Raw genomic sequence first — 23,440 nt, 5'->3', positions numbered from 1 at the left:
GTCAAGCGTTTATTTCGCTTTCGTCTTGCTGACCCGGCGGCTTGTCAGTCGTTGTTCCCGGTCAGTGGAGGCGCATTATAGGGACTTCCCGGCAGCCTGCAACCCCTAATTTAAAAAAACTTTTCAATCGGGTGCTTTTTCGCCAAAAGGCGAAAAAAACGGCGTTTTCGTGCCACATTTTCCACCAGCAGGCACAATAAGGCGCAATCTGTAGCGTAAAATGAAAAGTAACGAGACAGCCAAGGATCGCAGCGATGCAATTTACTGCCCAGCAACAAGCCGCCCAACGAAATCTTTCTTATCTTTTGGCGGAAAAACTCGGCCAACAGATCCTGGCTGGCGTATATGCGGCAGGCAGCATTCTTCCTGGCGAGATAGAAATCGGCGAGCAATTCGGCGTGAGCCGCACTGCCGTGCGCGAAGCGGTGAAAATTCTGGCGGCCAAAGGCATGCTGCTGCCCCGCCCGCGCATCGGCACCCGGGTCATGCCGCAGAGCAATTGGAATTTCCTCGATCAGGACCTGCTGAACTGGTGGATGACGCAGGAAAACTTCGAGCAGGTGATGCAACACTTCCTTATCTTGCGCAATTCACTGGAGCCCCATGCCTGCTCGCTGGCGGCCATTCACGCCAATCAACAACAAAAAACCCAGTTGGCCGCGCTGATGGCAGAAATGCGGGCGCTGCATGCCGATTTTGATCGGGAACGCTGGATTGAAGTTGATACACAATTCCACCAGCTGATTTATGAAGCCAGCGCCAACCCGTTCCTGACCTCGTTCGCCAATCTGTTCAGCTCGGTATATCAAAGCTATTTCCGCGCCATCACCGGCAATGAAGTGCTCAAGTTGAACCATCACCAGGCCATCGTCGATGCCATCTTAGCCAGCGACGGCGTAACGGCACAGATCGCCTGCCAAGTTCTGTTAAACGAAAAAGACGAATTTTCTATATAAAGACGACACATCGATTACTCAGGGAATAATAATGACAAAATCCGCGCGCAGTATGGCTGGGCTACCGTGGATCGCTGCCATAGCGTTCTTTATGCAAGCGTTGGATGCCACTATCCTCAACACCGCATTGCCGGCCATCGCCGTCAGCCTTGAACGCTCGCCGCTGGCGATGCAGTCGGCGGTCATCAGCTATACGCTGACGGTGGCCATGCTCATCCCGCTCAGCGGCTGGTTGGCCGATCGGTTTGGCACCCGGCGCGTATTCATCTTCGCCGTCTCACTGTTTACCCTTGGTTCGCTGTTGTGCGCCATGTCACCCACGCTGACGTTTCTGGTGATCTCCCGGGTGATCCAGGGGATTGGGGGCGCAATGATGATGCCGGTCGCCAGGCTGGCGCTACTGCGCGCTTATCCACGCAGTGAACTGCTTCCGGTGCTTAACTTTGTCACCATGCCCGGGCTGGTTGGGCCGGTGGTGGGACCGCTGCTCGGCGGTTGGTTGGTGACTTACGCGACCTGGCATTGGATCTTCCTGATTAATATCCCCATCGGCCTGCTGGGCATTATCTACGCCCGCAAATATATGCCGGATTTCACTACGCCCAAGCGGCCATTCGATTTCTTTGGCTTCATGCTGTTTGGTTTTAGCCTGGTGCTGGTTTCGATGAGCCTTGAGCTGTTGGGCGAGCGCGTGCTGGCGAGCTATATATGCCTTGGCGTCATGCTTTGTGGCATCGCCATGCTTGTGGGGTATATCGCCCACGCTCGCCGCCATCCCCAACCGCTGATTGAGTTAGGCTTATTCAAGACGCGCACATTTTCCGTCGGTATCGCCGGCAACGTCGCCTCGCGCCTGGGCACCGGCTGCGTGCCCTTCCTTATTCCGTTGATGCTGCAGGTTGGCTTCGGCTATTCGGCACTGGTGGCGGGCTGCATGATGGTGCCGACGGCGATCGGCTCATTAACGGCGAAATCTACGGTAACGCACGTGTTGCGCTGGCTAGGCTACCGGAAAACGTTGGTGGTGATCACCGTGATAATCGGCCTGTTGATTGCGCAATTTTCTTTGCAAAGCCCGACCATGCCGCTGTGGCTACTGATCCTGCCGCTCTTTATTTTAGGCATGGCGATGTCCACCCAGTTTACCTCAATGAATACCATTAGCCTGGCCGATCTGAACGATGGCAATGCCAGCGCAGGTAACAGCGTGCTGGCCGTCACCCAGCAACTCTCCATCAGCTTTGGCGTGGCCATCAGCGCAGCGATGCTGCGTTTTTACGAAGCGACGGCGCCAGGCACCATCATCGACCATTTTCATTACACCTTTATCACCATGGGCATCGTTACGGTGATCTCGGCATTGGTCTTTATGCTGCTGAAAAAGAGGGATGGCCGGAACCTGATCGCCAATCGGCCAAAAGAGGGCAAAGCCGCCAGCAACGCCGGCTAACGGCGGGCGACGGAAGCCCGCACCACCAGCTCGGGCGTCAACACCAAAACCTGGGCTTTGCGCTCCGGGTTTTGCAGGCGGTTGATCAACGCATCAACCGCCAGTTCCCCCAGGGAATCTTTTGGCTGATGGATGGTGGTTAGCGGCGGCGCCAGATACTTCGCCAGCTCGATATCATCGTAGCCCATCACCGCGATATCCTGCGGCACGCGAAGGCCTGCCTGGAAAAGCACCTGATAAACCCCAACCGCCACCGCGTCATTGCCGGCAAATACCGCATACGGCGGTTCCGCCAACGCCAGCAGTTGCTTCATGGCGCTAACGCCGCCTTCAAATTCGAAATCGCAATGCACTTCATACCCCGGCAATATTGCCAACCCGGCGCGCCGCATCGCATTACGATAGCCTTGCAGACGGTGGTGTGCGGTGGCCTTATCCTGCGGCCCGGCGATACAGGCGATTTTGCGGTAGCCGCAGGCGATCAGGTATTCAGTTGCCATTTCACCGCCAAGCAACGAGTTATCCTGGATAATGTCATTGGCACCGGCAAACGGGGACCAGTCCATCATCACGATAGGCAGAGAGGGATAACGGCTCAGCGCATCCTGCGGCGGGCGGTGGTTCTCGGTACACATCAACAACAGCCCATCAACGCGCTTTTGTAATAGAGTTTCTATGCTGCGGTGCATGCGAGCCATATCTTCTTCGGTATTACACAGAATCAGGCTATAGCCGCGCTCATAGCAACTGCGCTCAACGCCGCGCACCACTTCGGCGTAAAACGGGTTATTGCTGGAAGTGACCAGCATGCCGATGGTGCGGGTTTGCTTGATCTTCAAACTGCGCGCCAGCGCGGAGGGCGCATAGTTGAGCTGTTCGACAGCCGCCATGACCTTGTTACGCACCCCGTCGCTAACAAAACGGTTGTTGTTGATAACGTGCGAAACCGTGGAAGTTGAGACGCCCGCCAGGCGGGCAACGTCTTTCATGGTAGCCAAGAATCACTCCTGCTGCTGTAAAAAGGCGTCTATCTCTTGCCGCCACGGCACAGAGGGCTGTGCGCCGGGGCGGGTTACGGCAATGGCCGCCGCCGCGTGAGCAAACTTCACCGCAACGTCCATCGGCCGCCCTTCCAGCAACGCAGTAACCAGGGCGCCATTGAAGGTATCACCCGCCGCAATGGTATCTACCGCCTGCACGCTAAACCCGGGAACCCGTCTACCGTTGCCGCTTTCACTCAGCCAAACGCCGCGGCGCCCCAGGGTGATAATGACCGTCGCGATCCCTTTGCCATGCAGAGCCTGTGCGGCACGCGCCGCGTCTTCATCGCTGTTTACCGCAACCCCGGTCAGCCGCTGGGCCTCGGTTTCATTCGGGGTAATGATATCAATCATGGCCAGTAAGGCGTCGGGCAGGTCACGTGCCGGCGCCGGGTTAAGAATAACCTGGGTATGATGCTGTTTTGCCAGGTTGGCGGCGGCGATCACCGTCTCCAGCGGGGATTCCAACTGCATCAGCAGCGCCTGCGCGTCGATAATGGTTTGCCGATGGCGGCCCAGATAATCGGGCGTCACCGCCGCGTTTGCGCCGGCATTGATGCCAATGACGTTCTCACCTTCGCCGTTAACGAAAATCAACGCGACGCCGGTGGTGCTATCGGCAATCGCCTCTACCGGCCTTGTGTCAATGCGATCGGCGGCCAACTGCTGACGGATGCGCGCACCGATATCATCCCCGCCAACGCAGGCGATAAAGGCGATATTCGCCCCGCTGCGCCCTGCGGCCACCGCCTGATTTGCACCCTTGCCGCCGAACGCGACCTTATACTGCTTCCCGATCACCGTTTCGCCCGGGGCGGGAAATTGCTCAACGTTAAGGATATGGTCAGCATTAATGCTGCCGAGAACCACCAGCTTTCCTGTTTCCATCCTATTGATTCCTGCTTGTTTACCGGCGCCGTTGCGGCGCCGGCAGAGCTGACTTACTGCGTGACCAGTTTCAAGGCTACCGGGATCGTCGCCGGCACCTGCTCGCCTTTCAATACTTTATCAGCGGTTTCCACGCCAATCACACCAATCTGATCTGGACGCTGTGCCACCGTTGCCGCCAGCTTGCCGCCCTCCACTGCCTTCATGCCATCGGTGGTGCCGTCGAAACCGACCACCACCACATCCGTTTTACCGGCGGTTTGCAGCGCTCGCAGAGCGCCCAGCGCCATTTCGTCATTCTGGGCAAACACCGCCTGCACGTCCGGGTGCGCGGTCAACAGGTTCTGCATGACGTTCAGCCCCTTGGTGCGATCAAAGTCCGCCGGCTGGCTGGCCAGCAGTTTGAACTTGTGCTGATCCAGCGATTGTTTGAACCCTTCGCCACGTTCGCGGGCGGCGGAAGTGCCGGCGATGCCTTCCAGTTGGATCACTTTGGCTTCTGCGCCGGCCTTGCCGGCGATGAAATCGCCCGCCATCTTACCACCGGCGCGGTTATCAGAAGCGATATGGCTAATAACGGTGCCGGCAGATGCAACGCGATCCAACGTTATCACCGGAATCTTGGCCTGATTGGCCATTTTGATGGCGTTGCCAACCGCATCGGAATCTGTGGGGTTAATCAACAGCACTTTCGGATTCTGCACCATCAGATCCTGCACGTTCGCCAGCTCTTTCGCCGGGTTGTTCTGGGAATCCAGAACCACCAGGTTATAACCCAACTTGTTGGCTTCCTGCTGCGCACCGTCTTTCATCGAAACAAAAAACGGGTTATTCAGCGTGGAAACCACCAGCGCGATCGTCTCTTTCGCCAACGCGTTGGCACTCAGGCTCGCGCTTAACGCGAGTGCGGAAACTAAAGTGGCCAGTTTTCTCATTTTCATGGTTGTCATTCCTGTAGGGGAGGTGAGTTAGACTAATCAGCAATGGGCAACGGCATAACGCTGCCTGGCGTGTTCAACCGCAATTTATGGCAAATCCGCCGCGTTACTCGCCTACTGCTTTTTGTTATCTACCAATACCGCCAGCAATATCACTATCGCTTTCACGATCATTTGGTAGTAGGAAGAAACACCTAATAAATTCAATCCATTATTCAAGAAACCCAAAATCAGCGCGCCAATCAGCGTGCCGACGATGCGCCCCTTGCCGCCGGCCAGGCTGGTGCCGCCCAGCACCACCGCCGCAATGGCATCCAACTCATAACCCGTACCGGCGGTGGGTTGGGCAGAGGAAAGACGTGCGACTTCGATGATTCCGGCCAGCGCCGCCAGTAGGCCGCACAGCGAATAGACGATGATTTTGACTTTATCCACGCTGATGCCAGACAAGCGGGTTGCCGCTTCATTGCCCCCCAGCGCATAGATATAACGCCCCAACCGGGTATGGTGCAGCATGTACCAGGCAGCGATAAAAACGATCGCCATAATCCAGATTGGCGTGGGCACGCCGAGCGGGCGGCCAATGCCAAACCAGCCAAAGGTATCCGCCACGCCGGAGAAACCGGTATTGATCGGGCTGCCGTTGGTGTACACCATGGTGACGCCGCGCAACAGCAGCATCATCACCAGGGTGGCGATAAACGCCTGTACCTTGCCCTTGGCGACAATCACCCCGGTACAGGCTCCCACCGCCGCGCCGAGCGCCAATGCCGCCGCAACCGCCGCCAGCGCATTGATTTCAAAGCCGACGATCGACGCCGCGACGGCGCCGGTCAGCGCCAACAGCGATCCCACCGAAAGATCGATGCCGGAAGTCAGGATCACCAGCGTCATCCCTACCGCCATAATGGCGTTAACCGACGTCTGCTGCAGAATGTTGAACAGGTTATTCAGGGTAAAGAAATTGGGGCTCATGGATGAAACCACCGCGATCAGAACCAGCAACGCAATCAGCGATTTCTGCTCTAACAGCCATTCTTTACTGAACCAGCGCTTTGCTGCGATAGTTTGGGAACTCATATCCGATTACTCCTGCTTTCGCCGTATTGCTTGCCAACGGCCGCGGCCATCAGCGCTTCCTGGGTGGCCTGTTCAATCGGGAACTCGCCGCTAAGGCGCCCTTCGTGCATCACCAGAATGCGATCGCTCATGCCCATGACCTCTGGCATTTCAGAAGACACCAGGATGATGCTCAGCCCTTCCTGTTTGAACTGGTTGATGAGTTGATAAATTTCCTTTTTGGCGCCAACGTCGACACCGCGGGTTGGCTCGTCCAGGATCAGCACCTTCGGCCGGGTCATCAGGCCACGGGCGATCGCCACTTTCTGCTGATTACCGCCGGAAAGCAGGCCGATGGGTTGTTCCATGGTCGGCGTTTTAATGTTGAACAGGCGGATAAAATCGCCCACCGCCTGCCGCTCTGCGGCATGCTTCAGGCTGCCGCCAGCACGGCTGAAATAACGTAGCGCGGTCAGCGACATGTTTTCCTTTACCGACATCCCCAGCACCAACCCGTCGCGTTTGCGGTCTTCCGAGATATACACAATGCCGTTCGCTAGGCCATCCTGCGGCGTGCGAGCCAGCACCTCACGGCCATCCAGTTGCACCGAACCGCTACTGCGCAATGCCGCGCCGTAAAGCAACTTCATCAACTCCGTCCGCCCGGCGCCCATCAACCCCGCCACACCGATAATTTCACCACGGCAGAGGGAAAAGCTGACGTCATCCACGCCAGGGCCGGAAAGGTGGCTGACCTGCAGCCGCTTTTCGCCGTGCGGCAGGTTAAGCCGCGGATACTGCTCTTCCAGCCGGCGGCCCACCATCAGTTCGATCAACGTATCTTCCTGCAGTTCGGCGACCGGGCGTTCGGTAATGAACTGCCCATCGCGAAAAACCGTTACGTCATCGCAGATTTCAAAAATTTCTTTCAGGCGATGGGAGATATAAACAATGCCGCGCCCCTGGGCCTTCAGTTCGTTTATCACCTTGAACAGTGAGGCGGTTTCGGTATCCGTCAGGGCATCCGTTGGTTCATCCATGATCAGCACCTGCGATTCAAAGCTCATCACCTTGGCGATTTCCACCATTTGCTGATCGCCAATCGACAGTTCGCCCACTAACCGGTGGCTGCTGTAACGCAGGTTCAGCCTGGCAAGCAGCTTGTCGGCCTCGGCATACATACGTTTCCAATCGATACGGCCCCAGCGGTTAACGAATTCGCGGCCAAGGAAGATATTCTCAGCGATGGTCAACTGCGGGATCAGATTCAGTTCCTGATGGATGATGCCGATACCGGCTGCCTGGGAATCTTTCGGCCCGTTGAACGCCACCTCTTTCCCCAAAAACTGCAAGCTGCCGGCATCCTTGCTGTAGATCCCCGTCAGCACTTTCATCATGGTGGATTTGCCGGCGCCGTTTTCCCCCACCAGCGCCATCACCTTGCCGGAATAAACGCTGAGCGCGGCGCCAGACAGCGCTTTCACCCCAGGGAAGGCTTTATCAATTCCGTTTAGTTGCAGTAAAGGTTGCATAAACGCCTCAAAAAGTTACGCCGGCACACAGGATCACATTGGCATAGGGGGAACACTCTCCGCTGCGGATCACCGCCCGGCTGTAGGCCGTTTGCGTTTTGAATTCCGCATGGCTGATATAACGCACGCTAACGGTATTCCCCTGGCTCTGGCCAAGCACAACCAACTGCGCCAGCAACGCTTCATGCAACGGCGGGTTTTGCTTCACGATTTCCTCCGCCAGAATCACGCTTTCCACCTGCATCTCCTGCGTAACGGCAGCAAAAACCTGTAAGAATGAAGGGATCCCCTGGGTCAGGGCCAGATCGATACGCGGCGTTGCTGCCGGGATCGGTAAACCCGCATCGCCAATCGTGAGCTGATCGGTATGGCCAAGACGAGATACCACCGCAGAGACTTCAGCATTCAATAACGCACCCTTTTTCATGTTTTCCTCTGCTTACTGGCGAAACGTTTCGCTGGTGAGGGGAGTTTAAAAAAAAACCAACATGAGGCAACAGAAATGATGCAAAATTGTGATCGCTATCGAAACGTTTCGCTGTTCAATCGAAGCGATGATGAAAAGGGCCCAGCGAATGCTGGGCCCCGGCAAGATGACAGCTAGATTTCGATCTGGGTGCCCAGCTCGATAACGCGGTTTGGCGGGATTTCGAACTGATCGGCGGCCCGCAGGGCGTTACGGCTAAGCGCAATGAACAATTTGCCGCGCAGTAGCAAATACCAGGGGCGCTTGGCCAACAGCAGTGATTCGTGGGACATAAAGAACGAGGTTTCCATCATCCGGCACGGCAACCCTTCCAGCCCGCAGCGGTGGAAAATCTCCTCAACGTTTGGCGTTTCACGCCAACCGTAGCTGGCCACCACCCGCCAGAAGGTAGGCGAAAGCTGCTCAATGGTCACACGGCGCACATTGTGCACGTAAGGCGCGTCTTCAGTACGCAACGTCAGCAGCACCACCCGTTCATGCAACACTTTATTGTGCTTGAGGTTATGCAAGAGGGCGAAAGGAATGGCCGTCGTCGCACGCGACATAAACACCGCAGTGCCCGAGACGCGTACCGGCGGCGATTTCTCCAGCGAGGCGATCATCGCCTCCAGGGAATTACCGTGCTCATGCATGCGGCGCAGTAGGCGGAAACGCTCGCTCTTCCAAGTGGTCATGATGATGAACATCACCAGGCCCAACGTCAGCGGCAGCCAGCCGCCAGAGAATAGCTTCAAGGCATTGGCGGTAAACATCGGTACATCGATACATAGCAGGATCACCAGAATGCCGATCGCCAGAAAACGTTTCCAGTGCCAGTTTTTAATCGCCACAGAGGTCACCAGAATGCTGGTTAACACCATGGTACCGGTAACGGCGATACCGTAAGCCGCAGCCAGATTGCTGGAGCGTTCAAAACTGGCGATCACCAGCACCACCGCGATATACAGCAGCCAGTTAATCGCCGGAATGTAGATCTGGCCAGACTCCATCTCTGAGGTATGGATAATGCGCATCGGCGACAGATACCCCAGACGAACCGCCTGGCGAGTCAACGAAAACACCCCGGAAATCACCGCCTGTGAGGCGATGACTGTCGCCAGGGTTGCGAGAATCAGCAATGGAATTAAGGCCCAGTCCGGTGCCAGCAAGAAGAAGGGGTTTTTAATCGCTTCGGGGTTTTTCAGCAACAGCGCCCCCTGGCCGAAGTAATTTAGCACCAGTGAAGGCAACACCAGTGAAAACCACGCCAGGCGGATAGGGAATTTCCCGAAATGCCCCATATCGGCATACAGCGCTTCAACACCGGTGATCGACAGCACCACCGCCCCCAGAGCAAAGAAGGACAGCTTTTGGTATTCAAGGAAGAAGTTCAGCGCCCACTTAGGATTCAGCGCCTGCAACACTTCAGGGTTGGCGATGATGCTGCGAATGCCCAGCACCGCCAGGGAAAAGAACCAAATCAGCATCACCGGGGCAAACAGTTTGCCGACGCTGCCGGTACCGTGCTTTTGGATTGCAAACAGCAGCGTCAGCACCAGTATTGAGAGCGGGACAATATAGGTGTCCAATGAAGGCGCGGCAATTTCCAGCCCCTCAATCGCCGACATCACCGAAATGGCCGGGGTAATCACCACCTCGCCATAGAAAAAACTGCCGCCGATCAGGCCCAAAATCACCAATATCGAGGTAGCGCGCGCCGACGTATTACGCCCGGCCAACGACATTAATGTGAGAATACCCCCTTCCCCGGCGTTGTCTGCTCGCATCACATAAGTGAGGTACTTCAGCGAAACAATGATCACCAACATCCAGAAAATGAGGGAGAGGAAGCCAAAAACGACGTCCGGGCGAACCTCAAAGCCATAATGGCCGGAAAAACACTCTCTCAGCGTATAAAGAGGACTGGTACCAATATCACCGAACACCACCCCGATGGCAGCCAACGTGACCGCGGATAATGATTGCTTGTTTTCTGTGCTCATAATTCGTTTCTTTTGTGAGTACATCCCTTAGCCGATACACCCTGTATCGATCCAATAGATGCGGGCTCCAAGATCCGTTACGCCCACTAAAAAGCGCACAGTATGCACGAATTCTACTACTTGCCTACTCTTTAATAGACCCGCCAAAAAGGCAAAAAGACACGCTCGATATAAATTAATCCAAAGAAATTTATTACTAATCAATAATCTATATCATTAAAAACGGTACTGTTTTAGTATTAGTCGCTTAAGTAAGTTTGGTCAACTAACGGACAATACGATAAATCTATGGTCTCTTCATCACATTTGGCAGAACGCATTTCCCGTCTCAGCAATGCGCTGGAAAGCGGCCTGTATGAACGGCAGGAAGCAATCCGCCTGTGCCTGTTGGCCGCGCTAAGCGGCGAGAGCGTATTTTTGCTTGGCCCGCCGGGCATCGCCAAAAGCCTGATAGCCCGCCGCCTGAAGTTTGCCTTTCGCAACGCGCGTTCATTTGAATATCTGATGACGCGCTTCTCCACCCCGGAAGAAGTGTTCGGCCCGCTATCCATTCAGGCGCTAAAGGACGAAGGGCGCTATCAGCGCCTGACTGCCGGCTATCTGCCGGAGGCGGAGATTGTCTTCCTGGATGAAATCTGGAAGGCCGGCCCAGCAATCCTCAACACCCTGTTAACCGCCATCAATGAGCGCCGCTTCCGCAATGGCAATAGTGAGGAACCGATCCCCCTGCGCCTGCTGATCGCCGCGTCCAACGAGTTGCCGGAAGCCGATAACAGCCTGGAAGCGCTGTACGATCGTATGCTGATTCGCCTGTGGCTGGATAAGGTGCAAGATAAGCAGAACTTCCGCGCATTGTTGACCAACCGCCAAAACGACCACGACAACCCGGTGCCGCAGGCGTTGAGCATCAGCGACCAAGAGTTCCAGCAATGGCAAGGGCAGATTGATCGGGTGGCGCTGCCGGAACACTGCTTCGAATTGATTTTCCAACTGCGCCAGCGGCTGGATGCCCTGGAACAAGCGCCCTATATTTCCGATCGCCGTTGGAAAAAAGCGCTACGTCTGCTGCAAGCCTGCGCCTTCTTCAGCGGCCGGGATAGTATTGCGCCTATCGATCTGATGCTGCTCAAAGATTGCCTGTGGCACGATCTGGCTTCGCTGAAACTCCTGCAGCAACAGGTGGATCAGGTGCTGGCCGAACTGGCGTATCAACAGCAGGCCCACTTACTGCAACTACAGCAGTTGCATACCCGCTGGATGCAGCACCAGCAGCAGCAAAGCGAACGCAGGGCAATCCAACTGGAGAAAAAAAGCGGCATGTTCAGCCGCCGGCCGCAGTATGCGTTGAAAGAAGCGCTCAGTGGCACCACTCAAACCCTGCTGCTGCAAACGCCATTAAAGCTGCACGACATACAGGTGACCCACCTGAGTATAGAAAACAGCGCCCTGGAAAACTGGTTGCAAAAGGGCGGTGAGGTGCGCGCCAAGCTGAACGGCATCGGTTTTGCGCAACAAATCGATCTGCTGGTGGATAACCAACAGTATCTGTGCGTACTGGACGTCAGCCGCCAGCCGGCGCTGCTCGCCCTGCCGGGCGGCCCAAGCGGCAGCACGCCGCCGGAACTGCAGGAGGAGCTGGATACCCTGGCACTGCGGCTGGCGGAACAGCGGCGCTTATTCAGCCAGCATCAACCATGCCTGTTTACCCCGGCGGAAGGCCTGGCCAAAATTGAATCCAGCCTGTTGCAGGTGGCGGAACAACTTAAACAGCTGCAACAACAGATGCACGGCCGCTAAACATGCTCAATCTGGAAACGCTCGATCTGTTGCTGGCGATAGCCGAAGGCGAACTGATCGAAGACACGATCGTCGCTATGTTGGCATTGCCGCAGCTCGCGGTGTTTTTCAAGAAGTTCCCGGCGATGCGGCGGGCGCTGGATCGCGATCTGCCGCAATGGAAACTGCGGTTAAAAGAGCGGCTCCATCAGGCGATGGTGCCACCGGCGCTGGCGCAGGAGTTTTATCGTTATCAGCAATGCCAGTTGGAAAGCAATAGCCAGTTTTACCAAAACCTGAACGACACGCTGGATCTGCTGCAGCAGTTGGTTTCTCCTTTTTATGAGCAGGCCCGCCGGCTGGTCGACGCCGCGGATTTGCCCAATCATCCGCTTGATGACAGCTTTCAGACGCTATTCCTGCAACGCTGGCGTATAAGCCTGACATTACAGGCCACGCTGCTGCATCATCAGTTGCTGGAGCAGGAGCGGGAACAACTGATGGCGGAGCTGCAGGAACGCCTGGCGCTCAGCGGCTCGCTGGAGCCGATCCTGGCCGAAAACGACACCGCGGCCGGGCGGCTGTGGGACATGAGTAAAGGCAAACTACAGCGCGGCGATTATCAGCGGCTGGTGGAATATGGCCAGTTTCTGCAAACGCAGCCGGAGCTGAAAAAGCTCGCGCAGCAACTGGGCCGCAGCTACGAGGCGAAAAGCGTACCGCAGCCTGATGCCCAGTTGGAACCGTTTCGCAGCCTAGTGCGTATGCCGGCCACCCTGCCGGAAGAAGTTAACGGTATTCATCAAAGCGACGACATCCTGCGTTTGCTTCCCCCCGAGCTGGCGATGCTGGGGGTTGAAGAACTGGAGTTTGAATTTTACCGCCGCCTGCTGGAAAAACAGCTGCTGAGCTATCGCCTGCAGGGCGATGCCTGGCACGAAAAAACCGTGATGCGGCCAGTGATCCACCAACAGCAGGATCGGCAACCGCGCGGGCCTTTTATTGTCTGCGTTGATACCTCGGGCTCTATGGGCGAGTTTAACGAGCAGTGCGCCAAAGCGTTCTGTCTGGCGCTGTTGCGCGTGGCGCTGGCGGATAATCGGCGCTGCTACATCATGCTGTTCGCCAACCAGATCGTCCATTATGAACTCACCGCCGCCAGCGGCATCGAACAAGCCGTGCGCTTCCTCGGCCAGCATTTTCGCGGCGGCACCGATCTGGCCGCCTGCCTGAACGCCTGCGTGGATAAAATGGCCGAAAGCGGTTGGGTTGACGCCGATGCAGTGATTATTTCCGATTTCATCGCTCAACGCCTGCCTGACGAAACCATTAACAAGGTCAAGCGCCAGCAGCAAAGCCACCAGCAGCGTTTCCACGCGGTGGCGATGTCGGCCTATGGCAAACCGGGCATAATGCGGATCTTTGATCACATCTGGCGCTTTGATACCAGCCTGAAAAGCCGCCTGCTGCGCCGTTGGCAGCGCTAAGGCTTTCCTCACACTCCAACCATTCACCGTTGCGCAAAAACGTGCCGCCAGCACTCAATTTTCGCTAACGGAAGTTGCTATTCGCTATTCTCTATTCCATCTTAAAACCCGATCAATTCAATATTCATCAATAAAGAGAAACAGCATGGCGGAAACTTATCAGATCGATAATCTCGATCGCGGCATTCTCAACGCTCTAATGGAAAATGCACGCACCCCCTATGCGGAACTGGCTAAAGCGTTTGCCGTCAGCCCAGGCACCATCCATGTTCGGGTAGAGAAAATGAAGCTGGCGGGCATCATTTCCGGCACCCGCGTCGACGTGAACCCCAAAAAACTCGGTTACGATGTGTGCTGTTTTATCGGCATCATTTTAAAAAGCGCCAAGGATTACCCTTCCGCGCTGAAAAAGCTGGAAAGCCTGGAAGAAGTGGTGGAAGCCTATTATACCACCGGGCATTACAGCGTCTTCATCAAGGTGATGTGCCGTTCGATCGATGCGCTGCAATTGGTACTTATCAACAAGATCCAAACCATTGATGAGATCCAGTCAACGGAAACGCTGATCTCGTTGCAAAACCCCATTATGCGTACCATCACCCCGTAGCGGATGATTTTCTATACCCCTATTATCCACAGGTAGATCCCAGCCGATTCACAGCGTACAATGCAGCCTCTTTTCGAATCGCTGGGATCATTCATTCATGGTAGACATAACCCTGATCAGTGGCAGCACGCTGGGTAGCGCTGAATATGTGGCCGAACATCTGGCAGAAAAACTGGAAGAAGCCGGCTTTTCTACCGAAATGCTGCATGGCCCTGAACTGGATGAACTGACATTGTCTGGCCGCTGGTTGGTGGTGAGCTCGACGCACGGCGCGGGTGAACTGCCGGATAACCTACAACCGCTGTTGGAACAGATAGAAGAGCAGCAACCTGATCTCTCAAGGGTGCAATTTGGCGCTATCGGCTTGGGCAGTTCCGAATACGACACCTTTTGTGGCGCGATCAAACTGATCGACGATAAATTTACCGCATTGGGTGCGAAAAGGATCGGCGATCGTCTTGAGATCGACATCACCAAGCACGAGATTCCCGAGGATCCGGCAGCAGAATGGATCAAAAACTGGATTAATTTGCTCTAATTCGCATAAAGATCACACGATCAGTTGTGGATAACTCTGCTTGAAAGCGGCGTATAAGCGGTAGTTATCCAAATAACAACTGCTGTATGCTTTTTGTCCTGTGCATAACAACCGTTTTAGATCCCAGCTTATTCGTGATGGGATCACCGGTCATTCACAGCTAACGATCCTCATTAATCTACTGATATTTGTCATGAATATGCACTTATCCACAGTGGATCGCGATCCTAATAAGAGATCTAATAAAGAGATCTTTAAATAAAAAAGATCTTCTTTTAATTACCGGACGATCCTGGCCACTTGGCGGGTTGTCTAAACTTGAGTAGAATCCCCGTCCCCAGGGCAAATAACGATCGTTCGCACGTACTCCGAGGTGAGTTCCATGTTTTATCCAGATCATTTTGACGTCATTATCATCGGTGGCGGCCATGCAGGCACCGAAGCAGCAATGGCTGCTGCGCGCATGGGGCGTCAAACCTTATTATTGACACACAATATCGACACGCTTGGGCAAATGTCTTGCAACCCGGCGATTGGCGGCATTGGCAAAGGGCATCTGGTTAAAGAAATTGATGCGCTCGGCGGCCTGATGGCAACGGCGATCGATCATGCCGGCATCCAGTTTAGGATACTAAACGGCAGCAAAGGCCCAGCGGTACGGGCTACCCGCGCTCAAGCCGATCGGGTGCTGTATCGCCAGGCCGTGCGTACCGCCCTTGAGAACCAACCGAACCTGATGATCTTCCAACAGGCGGTGGAAGATCTGATCGTGGAAAACGATCGTGTCGTCGGCGCCGTAACCCAAATGGGGCTGAAATTCCGCGCCAAGGCGGTTGTACTGACCGTTGGCACCTTCCTGGACGGCAAGATCCACATCGGGCTGGAAAACTACAGCGGCGGCCGCGCAGGGGATCCGCCTTCGATCGCGCTTTCTCGCCGCCTGCGGGAACTTCCGCTGCGTGTTAACAGATTAAAAACCGGCACTCCGCCGCGCATCGACGCACGCACTATCGATTTCAGCGTGCTGGTGCAACAACATGGCGACACTCCAACGCCGGTATTCTCATTCCTGGGTTGTGCCAGCCAGCATCCGAAGCAAATGCCGTGCTACATCACGCACACCAATGAGAAAACGCATGAGGTGATCCGCAATAACCTCGATCGCAGCCCGATGTACGCCGGGATCATCGAAGGGATCGGCCCGCGTTACTGCCCGTCGATCGAAGACAAAGTCATGCGCTTTGCCGATCGTAACGCGCACCAGATTTTCCTGGAGCCGGAAGGGCTGACCAGCAATGAAATTTACCCGAATGGCATTTCCACCAGCCTGCCGTTCGACGTCCAGATGCAAATCGTCCGTTCGATGGAAGGGATGCAAAACGCCCGTATCGTGCGGCCAGGCTATGCCATTGAATATGACTTCTTCGATCCGCGAGATCTGAAGCCGACCCTGGAAAGCAAATTTATCCAGGGGTTGTTCTTCGCCGGCCAGATTAACGGCACCACCGGCTACGAAGAAGCCGCCGCGCAAGGGCTGCTGGCTGGCCTGAATGCCGGCCGCTTTGCCGCGGACGAGGAAGGCTGGGCACCCGCGCGTTCCGAGGCTTATCTTGGCGTGCTGGTGGACGATCTCAGCACCCTGGGCACCAAAGAGCCGTACCGCATGTTCACCTCACGGGCGGAATACCGCCTGATGCTGCGTGAAGACAACGCCGATCTGCGCCTGACGGAAAAAGGCCGGCAATTGGGCTTGGTGGACGATGTTCGCTGGGCGCGCTATAGCGAAAAAGTGGAGCGTATTGAGCAGGAACGCCAGCGCCTGCGTGATATCTGGGCGCACCCGCATGCGGAAAATATTGCGCAGGTGAATGCACTGCTGAAAGCGCCGCTATCGCGCGAGGTCAACGGCGAAGATCTGCTGCGCCGGCCGGAAATGGATTACGCTGCCCTGACGGCGATTGCCGCTTTCGCGCCGGCGTTGACGGATAGCAAGGCCGCGGAGCAGGTAGAGATCCAGGTAAAATACGAAGGCTATATCGCCCGGCAGCAGGATGAGATCGAAAAGCAACTGCGCAACGAGAATACGGTGCTGCCATTGGATCTCGATTACCGCCAGGTTTCCGGCCTGTCCAATGAAGTGATCGCCAAACTCAACGATCACAAACCCAACTCGATCGGCCAGGCTTCGCGTATTTCCGGCGTTACCCCGGCCGCCATTTCCATCCTGTTGGTGTGGCTGAAAAAACAAGGGCTGCTGCGCCGCAGCGCATAAGCCTTGTTCGCGGCCGGCTTTAGTGGCTAGCCGCTGACATCCCCTGCAGCCTGAATTATCATAGTCGCCTTTATCAGCCTGCCCGCGTTAACGGCGCGGCCAGCGCCAGGCAGAGGACCCCGTTGTGCAAAAGAAATTAGATTCGCTGCTGTTAGCGGCCGGCATTGTGCTCCCCGATCAGCAAAAACAGCAGCTGCTCGGCTACGTCGGCATGCTGGACAAGTGGAACAAGGCCTATAACCTGACTTCAGTGCGCGATCCGCAACAGATGTTGGTGCGCCACATTCTCGACAGCATCGTGGTGAACCCGTATCTCCAGGGCTCACGCTTTATCGACGTCGGCACCGGGCCGGGCTTGCCGGGGATCCCGCTGGCTATCGTGCGCCCTGACGCGCATTTCACCTTGCTCGACAGCTTGGGCAAACGCGTGCGCTTTCTGCGCCAGGTGCAGCATGAGCTGGGGCTGAAGAACGTGGAGCCAGTACAGAGCCGCGTAGAGGAATACCCGCCAGAGCCGCCGTTTGATGGGGTGATCAGCCGCGCCTTCGCGTCGCTGCAAGACATGCTCGCGTGGTGTAGCCACCTGCCCGCCAAGGGCCACGGGCGTTTTTACGCGCTGAAAGGGCAGCGCCCTGAAGACGAATTGGCGCAGTTGCCTGCCGGCATTAGCCTGGAAACGGTAGTGCGTTTACAGGTGCCGGAGCTGGAAGGTGAACGCCATCTGGTGGTGCTGAAAGCCAACTGAGTTTTGCTTTTGATCAAACTAGCATGAATTAATCGATTATTTAGTCGGTAAAAGTAAGCAGGCTAATTAAAGGCGTCTTTTTTTAGTTATTTTACTTTTTTTTAACACAAAAATAGCCGCCGATTGGCGATAATAGCCGATTGCAAGTGTAAATAGTCACGCACGTAACCATCTGCGCCGTCGTTGGCTTTATTCTGAATGTTAATTGGCTGTTGCTATAAACCTTGGTGGAATGTCAATAAAAGGTTTTTGGCGGGTATAAGGATTGTTTTCGAACAGTTAACCTGTAATATTTTGATTTATAATATTTTTTGATCGCTCAATTAGCTAAAGACGGACGATGGCGCGGTGGGCTATAAATGAGGGAATGCCATTATTGTGATCGGCGCCACGTTTCTAGCCTCTCTGCGAGAATAAATGGGCAAATAAAAGCGTGGTATTATTCCGACTTATTTCTTGTAAAAATAGCAGGAAACCGGGGAATTTAAATAATTGTTCACCTTTTCGCTACTTATCGATTGAATTCGTTGGTGTGCCCCGTATAATTTCCTCGTTTTTTGCTGCTTGACTCAGGATAGCAAAGGCAGTTTTATTACGTCACTCAGCATACCCCGACTGGGGTACGGAGAGAACAAACGTCATGTCTGTATCCCTTTACAGTGGGAAAGTCGCACGCAAATTGCTGCTGGCGCAGCTAATGACTTTTGTTCTTATCAGCGCTGTTTTTGGCCTCAAGAGTCTGGCATGGAGCGGTTCTGCGCTGGCCGGCGGCCTCGCTGCCTGGTTACCGAGTGCAATGTTTATGCTGTTTGCCTTGCGCCACCAAGCGCAAACACCAGCGCCTGGCAGGGTTGCCTGGTCGTTTGCCATTGGCGAGGGGCTGAAGGTCGTGATCACCATCGTTTTGCTGATCGTGGCGCTTGGGGTGTTCAAGGCGGCGTTTGTGCCACTTGGCCTGACCTATTTAGCGGTGTTAGTTGTGCAGATAGTGGCACCGGCCGTGATTAACAGTTACCGAACTTAACTAAATAAGGGTAAGAGGCATCATGTCTGCAGGAGAAGTCTTGACTCCACAGGAGTATATCGGTCACCACCTGACGCAGCTTCAGGTCGGGACGGGGTTCTGGTCGCTCAACATCGATTCGATGTTTTTCTCTGTTGTCCTCGGGGTTATCTTCCTGGCGATATTCCGCAGAGTGGCGAAAAACGCAACCAGCGGCGTTCCGGGCAAGTTGCAAACCGCCGTTGAACTGGTCGTTGGTTTTGTCGACAGCAGCGTGCGCGATATGTACCACGGCAAAAGCAAGGTGATTGCTCCGTTGGCGCTGACCGTGTTCGTCTGGGTGTTCCTGATGAACCTGATGGATCTGATCCCGGTTGATTTCCTGCCGACCGCTGGGCGCCTCGTCGGGCTGCCATATTTGCGCGTAGTGCCTACCGCCGACGTGAACATCACGCTGTCGATGGCGTTGGGCGTATTTATCCTGATTCTGTTCTATAGCATCAAAATGAAAGGCGTTGGTGGGTTCGTCAAAGAGTTAACCATGCAGCCGTTCAACCACCCTGTATTTATTCCTATCAACCTGATTCTTGAAGGTGTCAGCCTGCTGTCCAAACCGGTTTCACTCGGTCTGCGACTGTTTGGCAACATGTATGCGGGTGAGTTGATCTTCATCCTGATTGCCGGTCTGTTGCCGTGGTGGTCACAGTGGGTCCTGAGCTTGCCTTGGGCTATCTTCCACATCCTGATCATTACGCTTCAGGCCTTTATTTTCATGGTTCTGACGATTGTCTATCTGTCGATGGCGTCTGAAGAGCACTGATTTTTCCAACAACACTACTAGCACTTTTTAACTGAAACAAACTGGAGACTGTCATGGAAAACCTGAGTATGGATCTGCTGTACATGGCTGCCGCTGTGATGATGGGCTTGGCGGCAATCGGTGCTGCGATCGGTATCGGCATCCTGGGTGGTAAATTCTTGGAAGGCGCGGCTCGCCAGCCTGACCTGATTCCTCTGCTGCGTACACAGTTCTTTATCGTTATGGGTCTGGTTGACGCAATCCCAATGATCGCCGTTGGTCTGGGTCTGTACGTGATGTTCGCCGTCGCGTAACGCAGAAGAACATTCTGCATTGCAACCGTACTATTTAACTTTTAAAGAGGCATTGTGCTGTGAATATTAACGCAACAATCCTCGGCCAGGCCATTGCGTTCGTTCTGTTTGTCTGGTTCTGCATGAAGTACGTATGGCCGCCAATTATGGCTGCCATCGAGAAGCGTCAGAAAGAAATTGCTGATGGTCTTGCTTCCGCAGAACGTGCCAAAAAAGACTTGGACTTAGCGCAAGCCAATGTGACCGACCAGCTGAAAGCGGCGAAAGCTGAAGCTCAGGTGATCATCGAGCAAGCGAATAAACGTAAGGCTCAGATCATGGACGAGGCGAAAGCCGAAGCCGAGCAGGAACGTAACAAAATCGTGGCGCAGGCTCAGGCTGAGATCGAAGCCGAACGTAAACGCGCTCGTGAAGAGTTGCGTAAGCAAGTCGCGATGCTGGCTATCGCCGGCGCCGAGAAGATCATCGAACGTTCCGTGGATGAAGCTGCTAACAGCGACATCGTTGATAAACTGGTCGCTGAACTGTAAGGAGGGAGGGGCTGATGTCTGAATTTGTTACTGTAGCTCGCCCCTACGCCAAAGCAGCTTTTGACTTTGCCGTCGAGCATAAAAGCATCGACCGCTGGCAGGAAATGCTGGCGTTCGCTGCGGAAGTCACCCGTAACGAGCAGATTGCCGAATTGCTCTCTGGCGCAATGGCGCCAGAGACGCTGTCAAAAACGTTCGTTTCGATTTGTGGCGATGCGCTCGACGAATATGGCCAGAACTTCATCCAGGTGATGGCTGAAAATGGGCGTTTATTGGTTCTTCCCGCGGTGCTGCAGGAGTTTGTCGAATTGCGCGCCGCCATGGAGTCCACCGTCGAAGTTGAGGTGCTCTCTGCGAGCGCACTGAGTGACGAACAGCAGGCAAAAATCGCCGCTGCGATGGAAAAACGTCTGTCACGCAAAGTTAAGCTGAATTGCAAAATTGATAAGTCTGTACTGGCCGGCGTGATTATTCGCGCAGGCGACATGGTGATTGATGGCAGCGTTCGCGGTCGTCTTGAACGCCTGGCAGACGTCTTGCAGTCTTAAGGGGACTGGAGCATGCAACTGAATTCCACCGAAATCAGCGAACTGATCAAGCAGCGCATTGCTCAGTTCAATGTAGTGAGCGAAGCTCACAATGAAGGTACTATCGTTTCCGTCAGTGACGGGATCATCCGCATACACGGTCTGGCCGATGTTATGCAGGGCGAAATGATCGCACTGCCAGGCAACCGCTATGCAATCGCATTGAACCTGGAGCGCGACTCTGTCGGTGCCGTGGTTATGGGGCCGTACGCGGACCTGGCCGAAGGCCTGAAGGTGAAATGTACCGGCCGTATTCTGGAAGTGCCGGTTGGCCGTGGCCTGCTGGGCCGCGTGGTTAACACCCTGGGCGCGCCGATTGACGGCAAAGGCCCGGTTGAACACGACGGCTTCTCTCCGGTTGAAACCATCGCGCCGGGCGTTATCGAGCGTCAGTCCGTTGATCAGCCGGTTCAGACCGGTTACAAATCCGTTGACGCCATGATCCCAATCGGCCGTGGCCAGCGTGAGCTGATCATCGGCGACCGTCAGACCGGTAAAACCGCGCTGGCGATCGACGCTATCATCAACCAGCGTGATTCCGGCATTAAATGCGTTTACGTGGCTATTGGCCAGAAAGCGTCCACCATTGCTAACGTGGTGCGCAAACTGGAAGAACACGGCGCGCTGGCCAACACCATCGTGGTGGTGGCTACGGCGTCCGAATCTGCCGCGCTGCAATACCTGGCGCCGTACGCCGGCTGCGCAATGGGCGAATACTTCCGCGATCGCGGTGAAGACGCGCTGATTGTGTACGATGACCTGTCCAAACAGGCCGTTGCCTACCGCCAGATTTCCCTGCTGCTTCGTCGTCCACCAGGCCGTGAAGCTTACCCTGGCGACGTATTCTACCTCCACTCTCGTTTGCTGGAGCGTGCTGCGCGTGTTAACGCCGAATACGTTGAAACCTTCACCAAGGGTGAAGTGAAAGGGCAAACGGGTTCTCTGACCGCACTGCCGATCATTGAAACCCAGGCGGGTGACGTTTCCGCGTTCGTTCCGACCAACGTAATTTCGATTACCGATGGCCAGATCTTCCTGGAATCCAACCTGTTCAACTCCGGTATTCGTCCGGCAGTTAACCCGGGTATCTCCGTATCCCGTGTGGGTGGTGCCGCGCAGACCAAGATCATGAAAAAGCTGTCCGGGGGTATTCGTACCGCGTTGGCGCAGTATCGTGAATTGGCGGCGTTCTCCCAGTTCGCATCCGATCTGGATGATGCGACCCGCAAACAGCTGAGCCACGGCCAGAAAGTGACCGAGCTGCTGAAACAGAAACAGTATGCGCCGATGTCCGTAGCGCAACAGTCTCTGGTGCTGTTTGCCGCCGAGCGTGGTTATCTGGAAGACGTTGAAGTTGCCAAAGTGGTGAGCTTTGAAGCCGCGCTGGTAGCTTACGCCGACCGTGAGCATGCCGAACTGCTGAACCAAATCAACCAAACTGGCGCCTACAGTGATGAGATCGAGGGCAAGTTGAAAAACCTCCTCGAAACCTTCAAGAAAACCCAGTCCTGGTAACGCGCAGCGGCCTGCAGTTGAAAGACGGCAGGCCGCTGGCAATGAGGAGAAGCAGAGATGGCCGGCGCAAAAGAGATACGTAGTAAGATCGCAAGCGTGCAAAACACGCAGAAGATCACTAAAGCGATGGAAATGGTCGCCGCCTCCAAAATGCGTAAGTCTCAGGAACGCATGGCGGCCAGCCGTCCTTATGCAGAGACCATGCGCAACGTGATTGGTCACCTTGCGTTAGGGAATCTGGAATATAAGCACCCGTACCTGGAAGAGCGTGACGTCAAGCGCGTTGGGTATCTAGTGGTGTCTACTGACCGTGGTCTCTGCGGCGGCTTGAACATCAACCTGTTCAAGAAGCTGCTGGCAGAGATGAAAGGCTGGTCCGAAAAAGGCATCGAAGTTGATTTGGCGCTGATTGGCTCTAAAGCGGCTTCTTTCTTTGGCTCCGTAGGCGGCAACGTGGTTGCCCAGGTCACCGGCATGGGGGATAACCCTTCCCTGTCTGATCTGATCGGGCCGGTAAAAGTGATGCTGCAGGCCTATGATGAAGGCCGTTTGGACAAGCTGTACATCGTCAGCAATAAATTCATTAATACGATGTCCCAGGTGCCGCAGGTGCTTCAGCTGCTGCCGTTGCCGCCAGCCGATGACGCTGAGCTGAAGAAAAAATCCTGGGATTACCTGTATGAACCCGATCCCAAGGTGCTGCTTGATACCTTGCTGCGCCGTTATGTGGAATCGCAAGTTTATCAGGGCGTCGTGGAAAACCTGGCCAGCGAGCAGGCCGCACGAATGGTCGCGATGAAAGCCGCAACCGATAACGGCGGTAGCCTGATCAAAGAGCTGCAGTTGGTTTACAACAAGGCGCGTCAGGCCAGCATCACTCAGGAACTCACCGAGATCGTCTCGGGGGCCTCCGCGGTTTAAGGCTCGGTTTACGA

The 23,440-nt window shown here is 55.1% G+C and carries 22 protein-coding genes; 15 read left to right on the top strand and 7 right to left on the bottom strand.

All coding sequences use genetic code 11. The features are described 5' to 3' along the window. Positions 1-254 precede the first annotated feature (254 nt). Both AC559G_RS14405 and mdtD read left to right on the top strand, forming a co-directional pair. Entirely contained in the window at positions 255-956 is a 702-nt protein-coding gene (locus tag AC559G_RS14405; protein WP_498912963.1) for a FadR/GntR family transcriptional regulator, read from the top strand. 31 nt (positions 957-987) lie between these two features. Beyond that, entirely contained in the window at positions 988-2,406 is a 1,419-nt protein-coding gene (gene mdtD, locus AC559G_RS14400) for a multidrug transporter subunit MdtD (RefSeq protein WP_498912962.1), read from the top strand. Here the strand turns inward: mdtD and rbsR are convergent. The 7 genes from rbsR to kup all read right to left on the bottom strand — a co-directional run bounded on the left by rbsR (position 2,403) and on the right by kup (position 10,332). Then, positions 2,403-3,404, bottom strand: a complete 1,002-nt coding sequence (gene rbsR, locus AC559G_RS14395) for a ribose operon transcriptional repressor RbsR (RefSeq protein ID WP_498912961.1) — start codon at positions 3,402-3,404, stop codon at positions 2,403-2,405. The genes mdtD and rbsR overlap by 4 nt on opposite strands. Positions 3,405-3,407: 3 nt before the next feature. Beyond that, a complete protein-coding gene (rbsK, locus tag AC559G_RS14390; RefSeq protein WP_498912960.1) occupies positions 3,408-4,334 on the bottom strand; it encodes a ribokinase in 927 nt (308 codons plus the stop codon). Between the two features lie 53 nt (positions 4,335-4,387). Beyond that, positions 4,388-5,275 carry a ribose ABC transporter substrate-binding protein RbsB gene (gene rbsB / locus AC559G_RS14385; protein ID WP_438598789.1) on the bottom strand — a complete coding sequence of 296 codons (888 nt, stop codon included), beginning with the start codon at positions 5,273-5,275 and terminating at the stop codon, positions 4,388-4,390. Between the two features lie 111 nt (positions 5,276-5,386). Then, positions 5,387-6,352, bottom strand: coding sequence for a ribose ABC transporter permease (rbsC, locus tag AC559G_RS14380; RefSeq protein WP_095846525.1), 966 nt, complete (start codon positions 6,350-6,352; stop codon positions 5,387-5,389). After that, positions 6,349-7,863: a ribose ABC transporter ATP-binding protein RbsA gene (gene rbsA, locus AC559G_RS14375; protein WP_498912959.1), complete on the bottom strand. Its 1,515-nt coding sequence runs from the start codon at positions 7,861-7,863 to the stop codon at positions 6,349-6,351. Before rbsA ends, rbsC begins: the two co-directional genes overlap by 4 nt. Positions 7,864-7,870: 7 nt before the next feature. Beyond that, positions 7,871-8,290 (bottom strand): D-ribose pyranase, encoded by a 420-nt coding sequence (rbsD, locus tag AC559G_RS14370; protein ID WP_498912958.1) that lies wholly within the window; start codon positions 8,288-8,290, stop codon positions 7,871-7,873. Between the two features lie 173 nt (positions 8,291-8,463). Further along, the gene (kup, locus tag AC559G_RS14365) at positions 8,464-10,332 is read right to left on the bottom strand and encodes a low affinity potassium transporter Kup (protein WP_498912957.1); all 1,869 of its coding nucleotides are present in this window, start codon (positions 10,330-10,332) and stop codon (positions 8,464-8,466) included. A gap of 288 nt (positions 10,333-10,620) precedes the next feature. Between kup and ravA the strand changes: the two genes are divergently transcribed. The 13 genes from ravA to atpG all read left to right on the top strand — a co-directional run bounded on the left by ravA (position 10,621) and on the right by atpG (position 23,426). After that, the gene (gene ravA, locus AC559G_RS14360) at positions 10,621-12,129 is read left to right on the top strand and encodes an ATPase RavA (protein ID WP_498912956.1); all 1,509 of its coding nucleotides are present in this window, start codon (positions 10,621-10,623) and stop codon (positions 12,127-12,129) included. Between the two features lie 2 nt (positions 12,130-12,131). Beyond that, on the top strand, positions 12,132-13,595 hold the full coding sequence (gene viaA, locus AC559G_RS14355) for an ATPase RavA stimulator ViaA (RefSeq protein WP_498912955.1): 1,464 nt from the start codon (positions 12,132-12,134) through the stop codon (positions 13,593-13,595). A 145-nt stretch (positions 13,596-13,740) separates the two neighbouring features. Further along, entirely contained in the window at positions 13,741-14,202 is a 462-nt protein-coding gene (gene asnC, locus AC559G_RS14350) for a transcriptional regulator AsnC (protein WP_438598849.1), read from the top strand. A gap of 97 nt (positions 14,203-14,299) precedes the next feature. Continuing rightward, entirely contained in the window at positions 14,300-14,740 is a 441-nt protein-coding gene (gene mioC / locus AC559G_RS14345) for an FMN-binding protein MioC (RefSeq protein WP_498912954.1), read from the top strand. Between the two features lie 382 nt (positions 14,741-15,122). Next, complete coding sequence (mnmG, locus tag AC559G_RS14340; RefSeq protein WP_498912953.1) at positions 15,123-17,012, top strand: tRNA uridine-5-carboxymethylaminomethyl(34) synthesis enzyme MnmG; 1,890 nt, start codon at positions 15,123-15,125, stop codon at positions 17,010-17,012. 124 nt (positions 17,013-17,136) lie between these two features. After that, the gene (gene rsmG, locus AC559G_RS14335) at positions 17,137-17,757 is read left to right on the top strand and encodes a 16S rRNA (guanine(527)-N(7))-methyltransferase RsmG (protein WP_438597110.1); all 621 of its coding nucleotides are present in this window, start codon (positions 17,137-17,139) and stop codon (positions 17,755-17,757) included. 640 nt (positions 17,758-18,397) lie between these two features. Further along, positions 18,398-18,781: a F0F1 ATP synthase subunit I gene (gene atpI, locus AC559G_RS14330; RefSeq protein ID WP_438597109.1), complete on the top strand. Its 384-nt coding sequence runs from the start codon at positions 18,398-18,400 to the stop codon at positions 18,779-18,781. 22 nt (positions 18,782-18,803) lie between these two features. Beyond that, positions 18,804-19,580 (top strand): F0F1 ATP synthase subunit A, encoded by a 777-nt coding sequence (gene atpB / locus AC559G_RS14325; RefSeq protein WP_438597108.1) that lies wholly within the window; start codon positions 18,804-18,806, stop codon positions 19,578-19,580. Positions 19,581-19,633: 53 nt separating this feature from the next. Then, complete coding sequence (atpE, locus tag AC559G_RS14320; protein WP_004093904.1) at positions 19,634-19,873, top strand: F0F1 ATP synthase subunit C; 240 nt, start codon at positions 19,634-19,636, stop codon at positions 19,871-19,873. A gap of 59 nt (positions 19,874-19,932) precedes the next feature. Then, complete coding sequence (gene atpF / locus AC559G_RS14315; protein WP_095846513.1) at positions 19,933-20,403, top strand: F0F1 ATP synthase subunit B; 471 nt, start codon at positions 19,933-19,935, stop codon at positions 20,401-20,403. Between the two features lie 14 nt (positions 20,404-20,417). Continuing rightward, positions 20,418-20,951, top strand: coding sequence for a F0F1 ATP synthase subunit delta (gene atpH, locus AC559G_RS14310; protein ID WP_438597107.1), 534 nt, complete (start codon positions 20,418-20,420; stop codon positions 20,949-20,951). Between the two features lie 12 nt (positions 20,952-20,963). Continuing rightward, positions 20,964-22,505, top strand: coding sequence for a F0F1 ATP synthase subunit alpha (gene atpA / locus AC559G_RS14305; RefSeq protein ID WP_279025877.1), 1,542 nt, complete (start codon positions 20,964-20,966; stop codon positions 22,503-22,505). Between the two features lie 57 nt (positions 22,506-22,562). Continuing rightward, positions 22,563-23,426: a F0F1 ATP synthase subunit gamma gene (atpG, locus tag AC559G_RS14300; RefSeq protein WP_095846510.1), complete on the top strand. Its 864-nt coding sequence runs from the start codon at positions 22,563-22,565 to the stop codon at positions 23,424-23,426. Positions 23,427-23,440: the final 14 nt, after the last annotated feature.

Source organism: Gibbsiella greigii (genome assembly GCF_039540155.1).
GTDB lineage: Bacteria > Pseudomonadota > Gammaproteobacteria > Enterobacterales > Enterobacteriaceae > Gibbsiella > Gibbsiella quercinecans.
This window is presented reverse-complemented; position numbering and strand designations above follow the sequence as displayed.

Coding starts and splice junctions, on each gene's coding strand:
- AC559G_RS14405 (WP_498912963.1), top strand. CDS start 255: ATGCAATTTACTGCCCAGCAACAAGCCGCCCAACGAAATCTTTCTTAT.
- mdtD (WP_498912962.1), top strand. CDS start 988: ATGACAAAATCCGCGCGCAGTATGGCTGGGCTACCGTGGATCGCTGCC.
- rbsK (WP_498912960.1), bottom strand. CDS start 4,334: ATGGAAACAGGAAAGCTGGTGGTTCTCGGCAGCATTAATGCTGACCAT.
- rbsB (WP_438598789.1), bottom strand. CDS start 5,275: ATGAAAATGAGAAAACTGGCCACTTTAGTTTCCGCACTCGCGTTAAGC.
- rbsC (WP_095846525.1), bottom strand. CDS start 6,352: ATGAGTTCCCAAACTATCGCAGCAAAGCGCTGGTTCAGTAAAGAATGG.
- rbsA (WP_498912959.1), bottom strand. CDS start 7,863: ATGCAACCTTTACTGCAACTAAACGGAATTGATAAAGCCTTCCCTGGG.
- rbsD (WP_498912958.1), bottom strand. CDS start 8,290: ATGAAAAAGGGTGCGTTATTGAATGCTGAAGTCTCTGCGGTGGTATCT.
- kup (WP_498912957.1), bottom strand. CDS start 10,332: ATGAGCACAGAAAACAAGCAATCATTATCCGCGGTCACGTTGGCTGCC.
- ravA (WP_498912956.1), top strand. CDS start 10,621: ATGGTCTCTTCATCACATTTGGCAGAACGCATTTCCCGTCTCAGCAAT.
- viaA (WP_498912955.1), top strand. CDS start 12,132: ATGCTCAATCTGGAAACGCTCGATCTGTTGCTGGCGATAGCCGAAGGC.
- asnC (WP_438598849.1), top strand. CDS start 13,741: ATGGCGGAAACTTATCAGATCGATAATCTCGATCGCGGCATTCTCAAC.
- mioC (WP_498912954.1), top strand. CDS start 14,300: ATGGTAGACATAACCCTGATCAGTGGCAGCACGCTGGGTAGCGCTGAA.
- mnmG (WP_498912953.1), top strand. CDS start 15,123: ATGTTTTATCCAGATCATTTTGACGTCATTATCATCGGTGGCGGCCAT.
- atpI (WP_438597109.1), top strand. CDS start 18,398: ATGTCTGTATCCCTTTACAGTGGGAAAGTCGCACGCAAATTGCTGCTG.
- atpB (WP_438597108.1), top strand. CDS start 18,804: ATGTCTGCAGGAGAAGTCTTGACTCCACAGGAGTATATCGGTCACCAC.
- atpE (WP_004093904.1), top strand. CDS start 19,634: ATGGAAAACCTGAGTATGGATCTGCTGTACATGGCTGCCGCTGTGATG.
- atpH (WP_438597107.1), top strand. CDS start 20,418: ATGTCTGAATTTGTTACTGTAGCTCGCCCCTACGCCAAAGCAGCTTTT.
- atpA (WP_279025877.1), top strand. CDS start 20,964: ATGCAACTGAATTCCACCGAAATCAGCGAACTGATCAAGCAGCGCATT.
- atpG (WP_095846510.1), top strand. CDS start 22,563: ATGGCCGGCGCAAAAGAGATACGTAGTAAGATCGCAAGCGTGCAAAAC.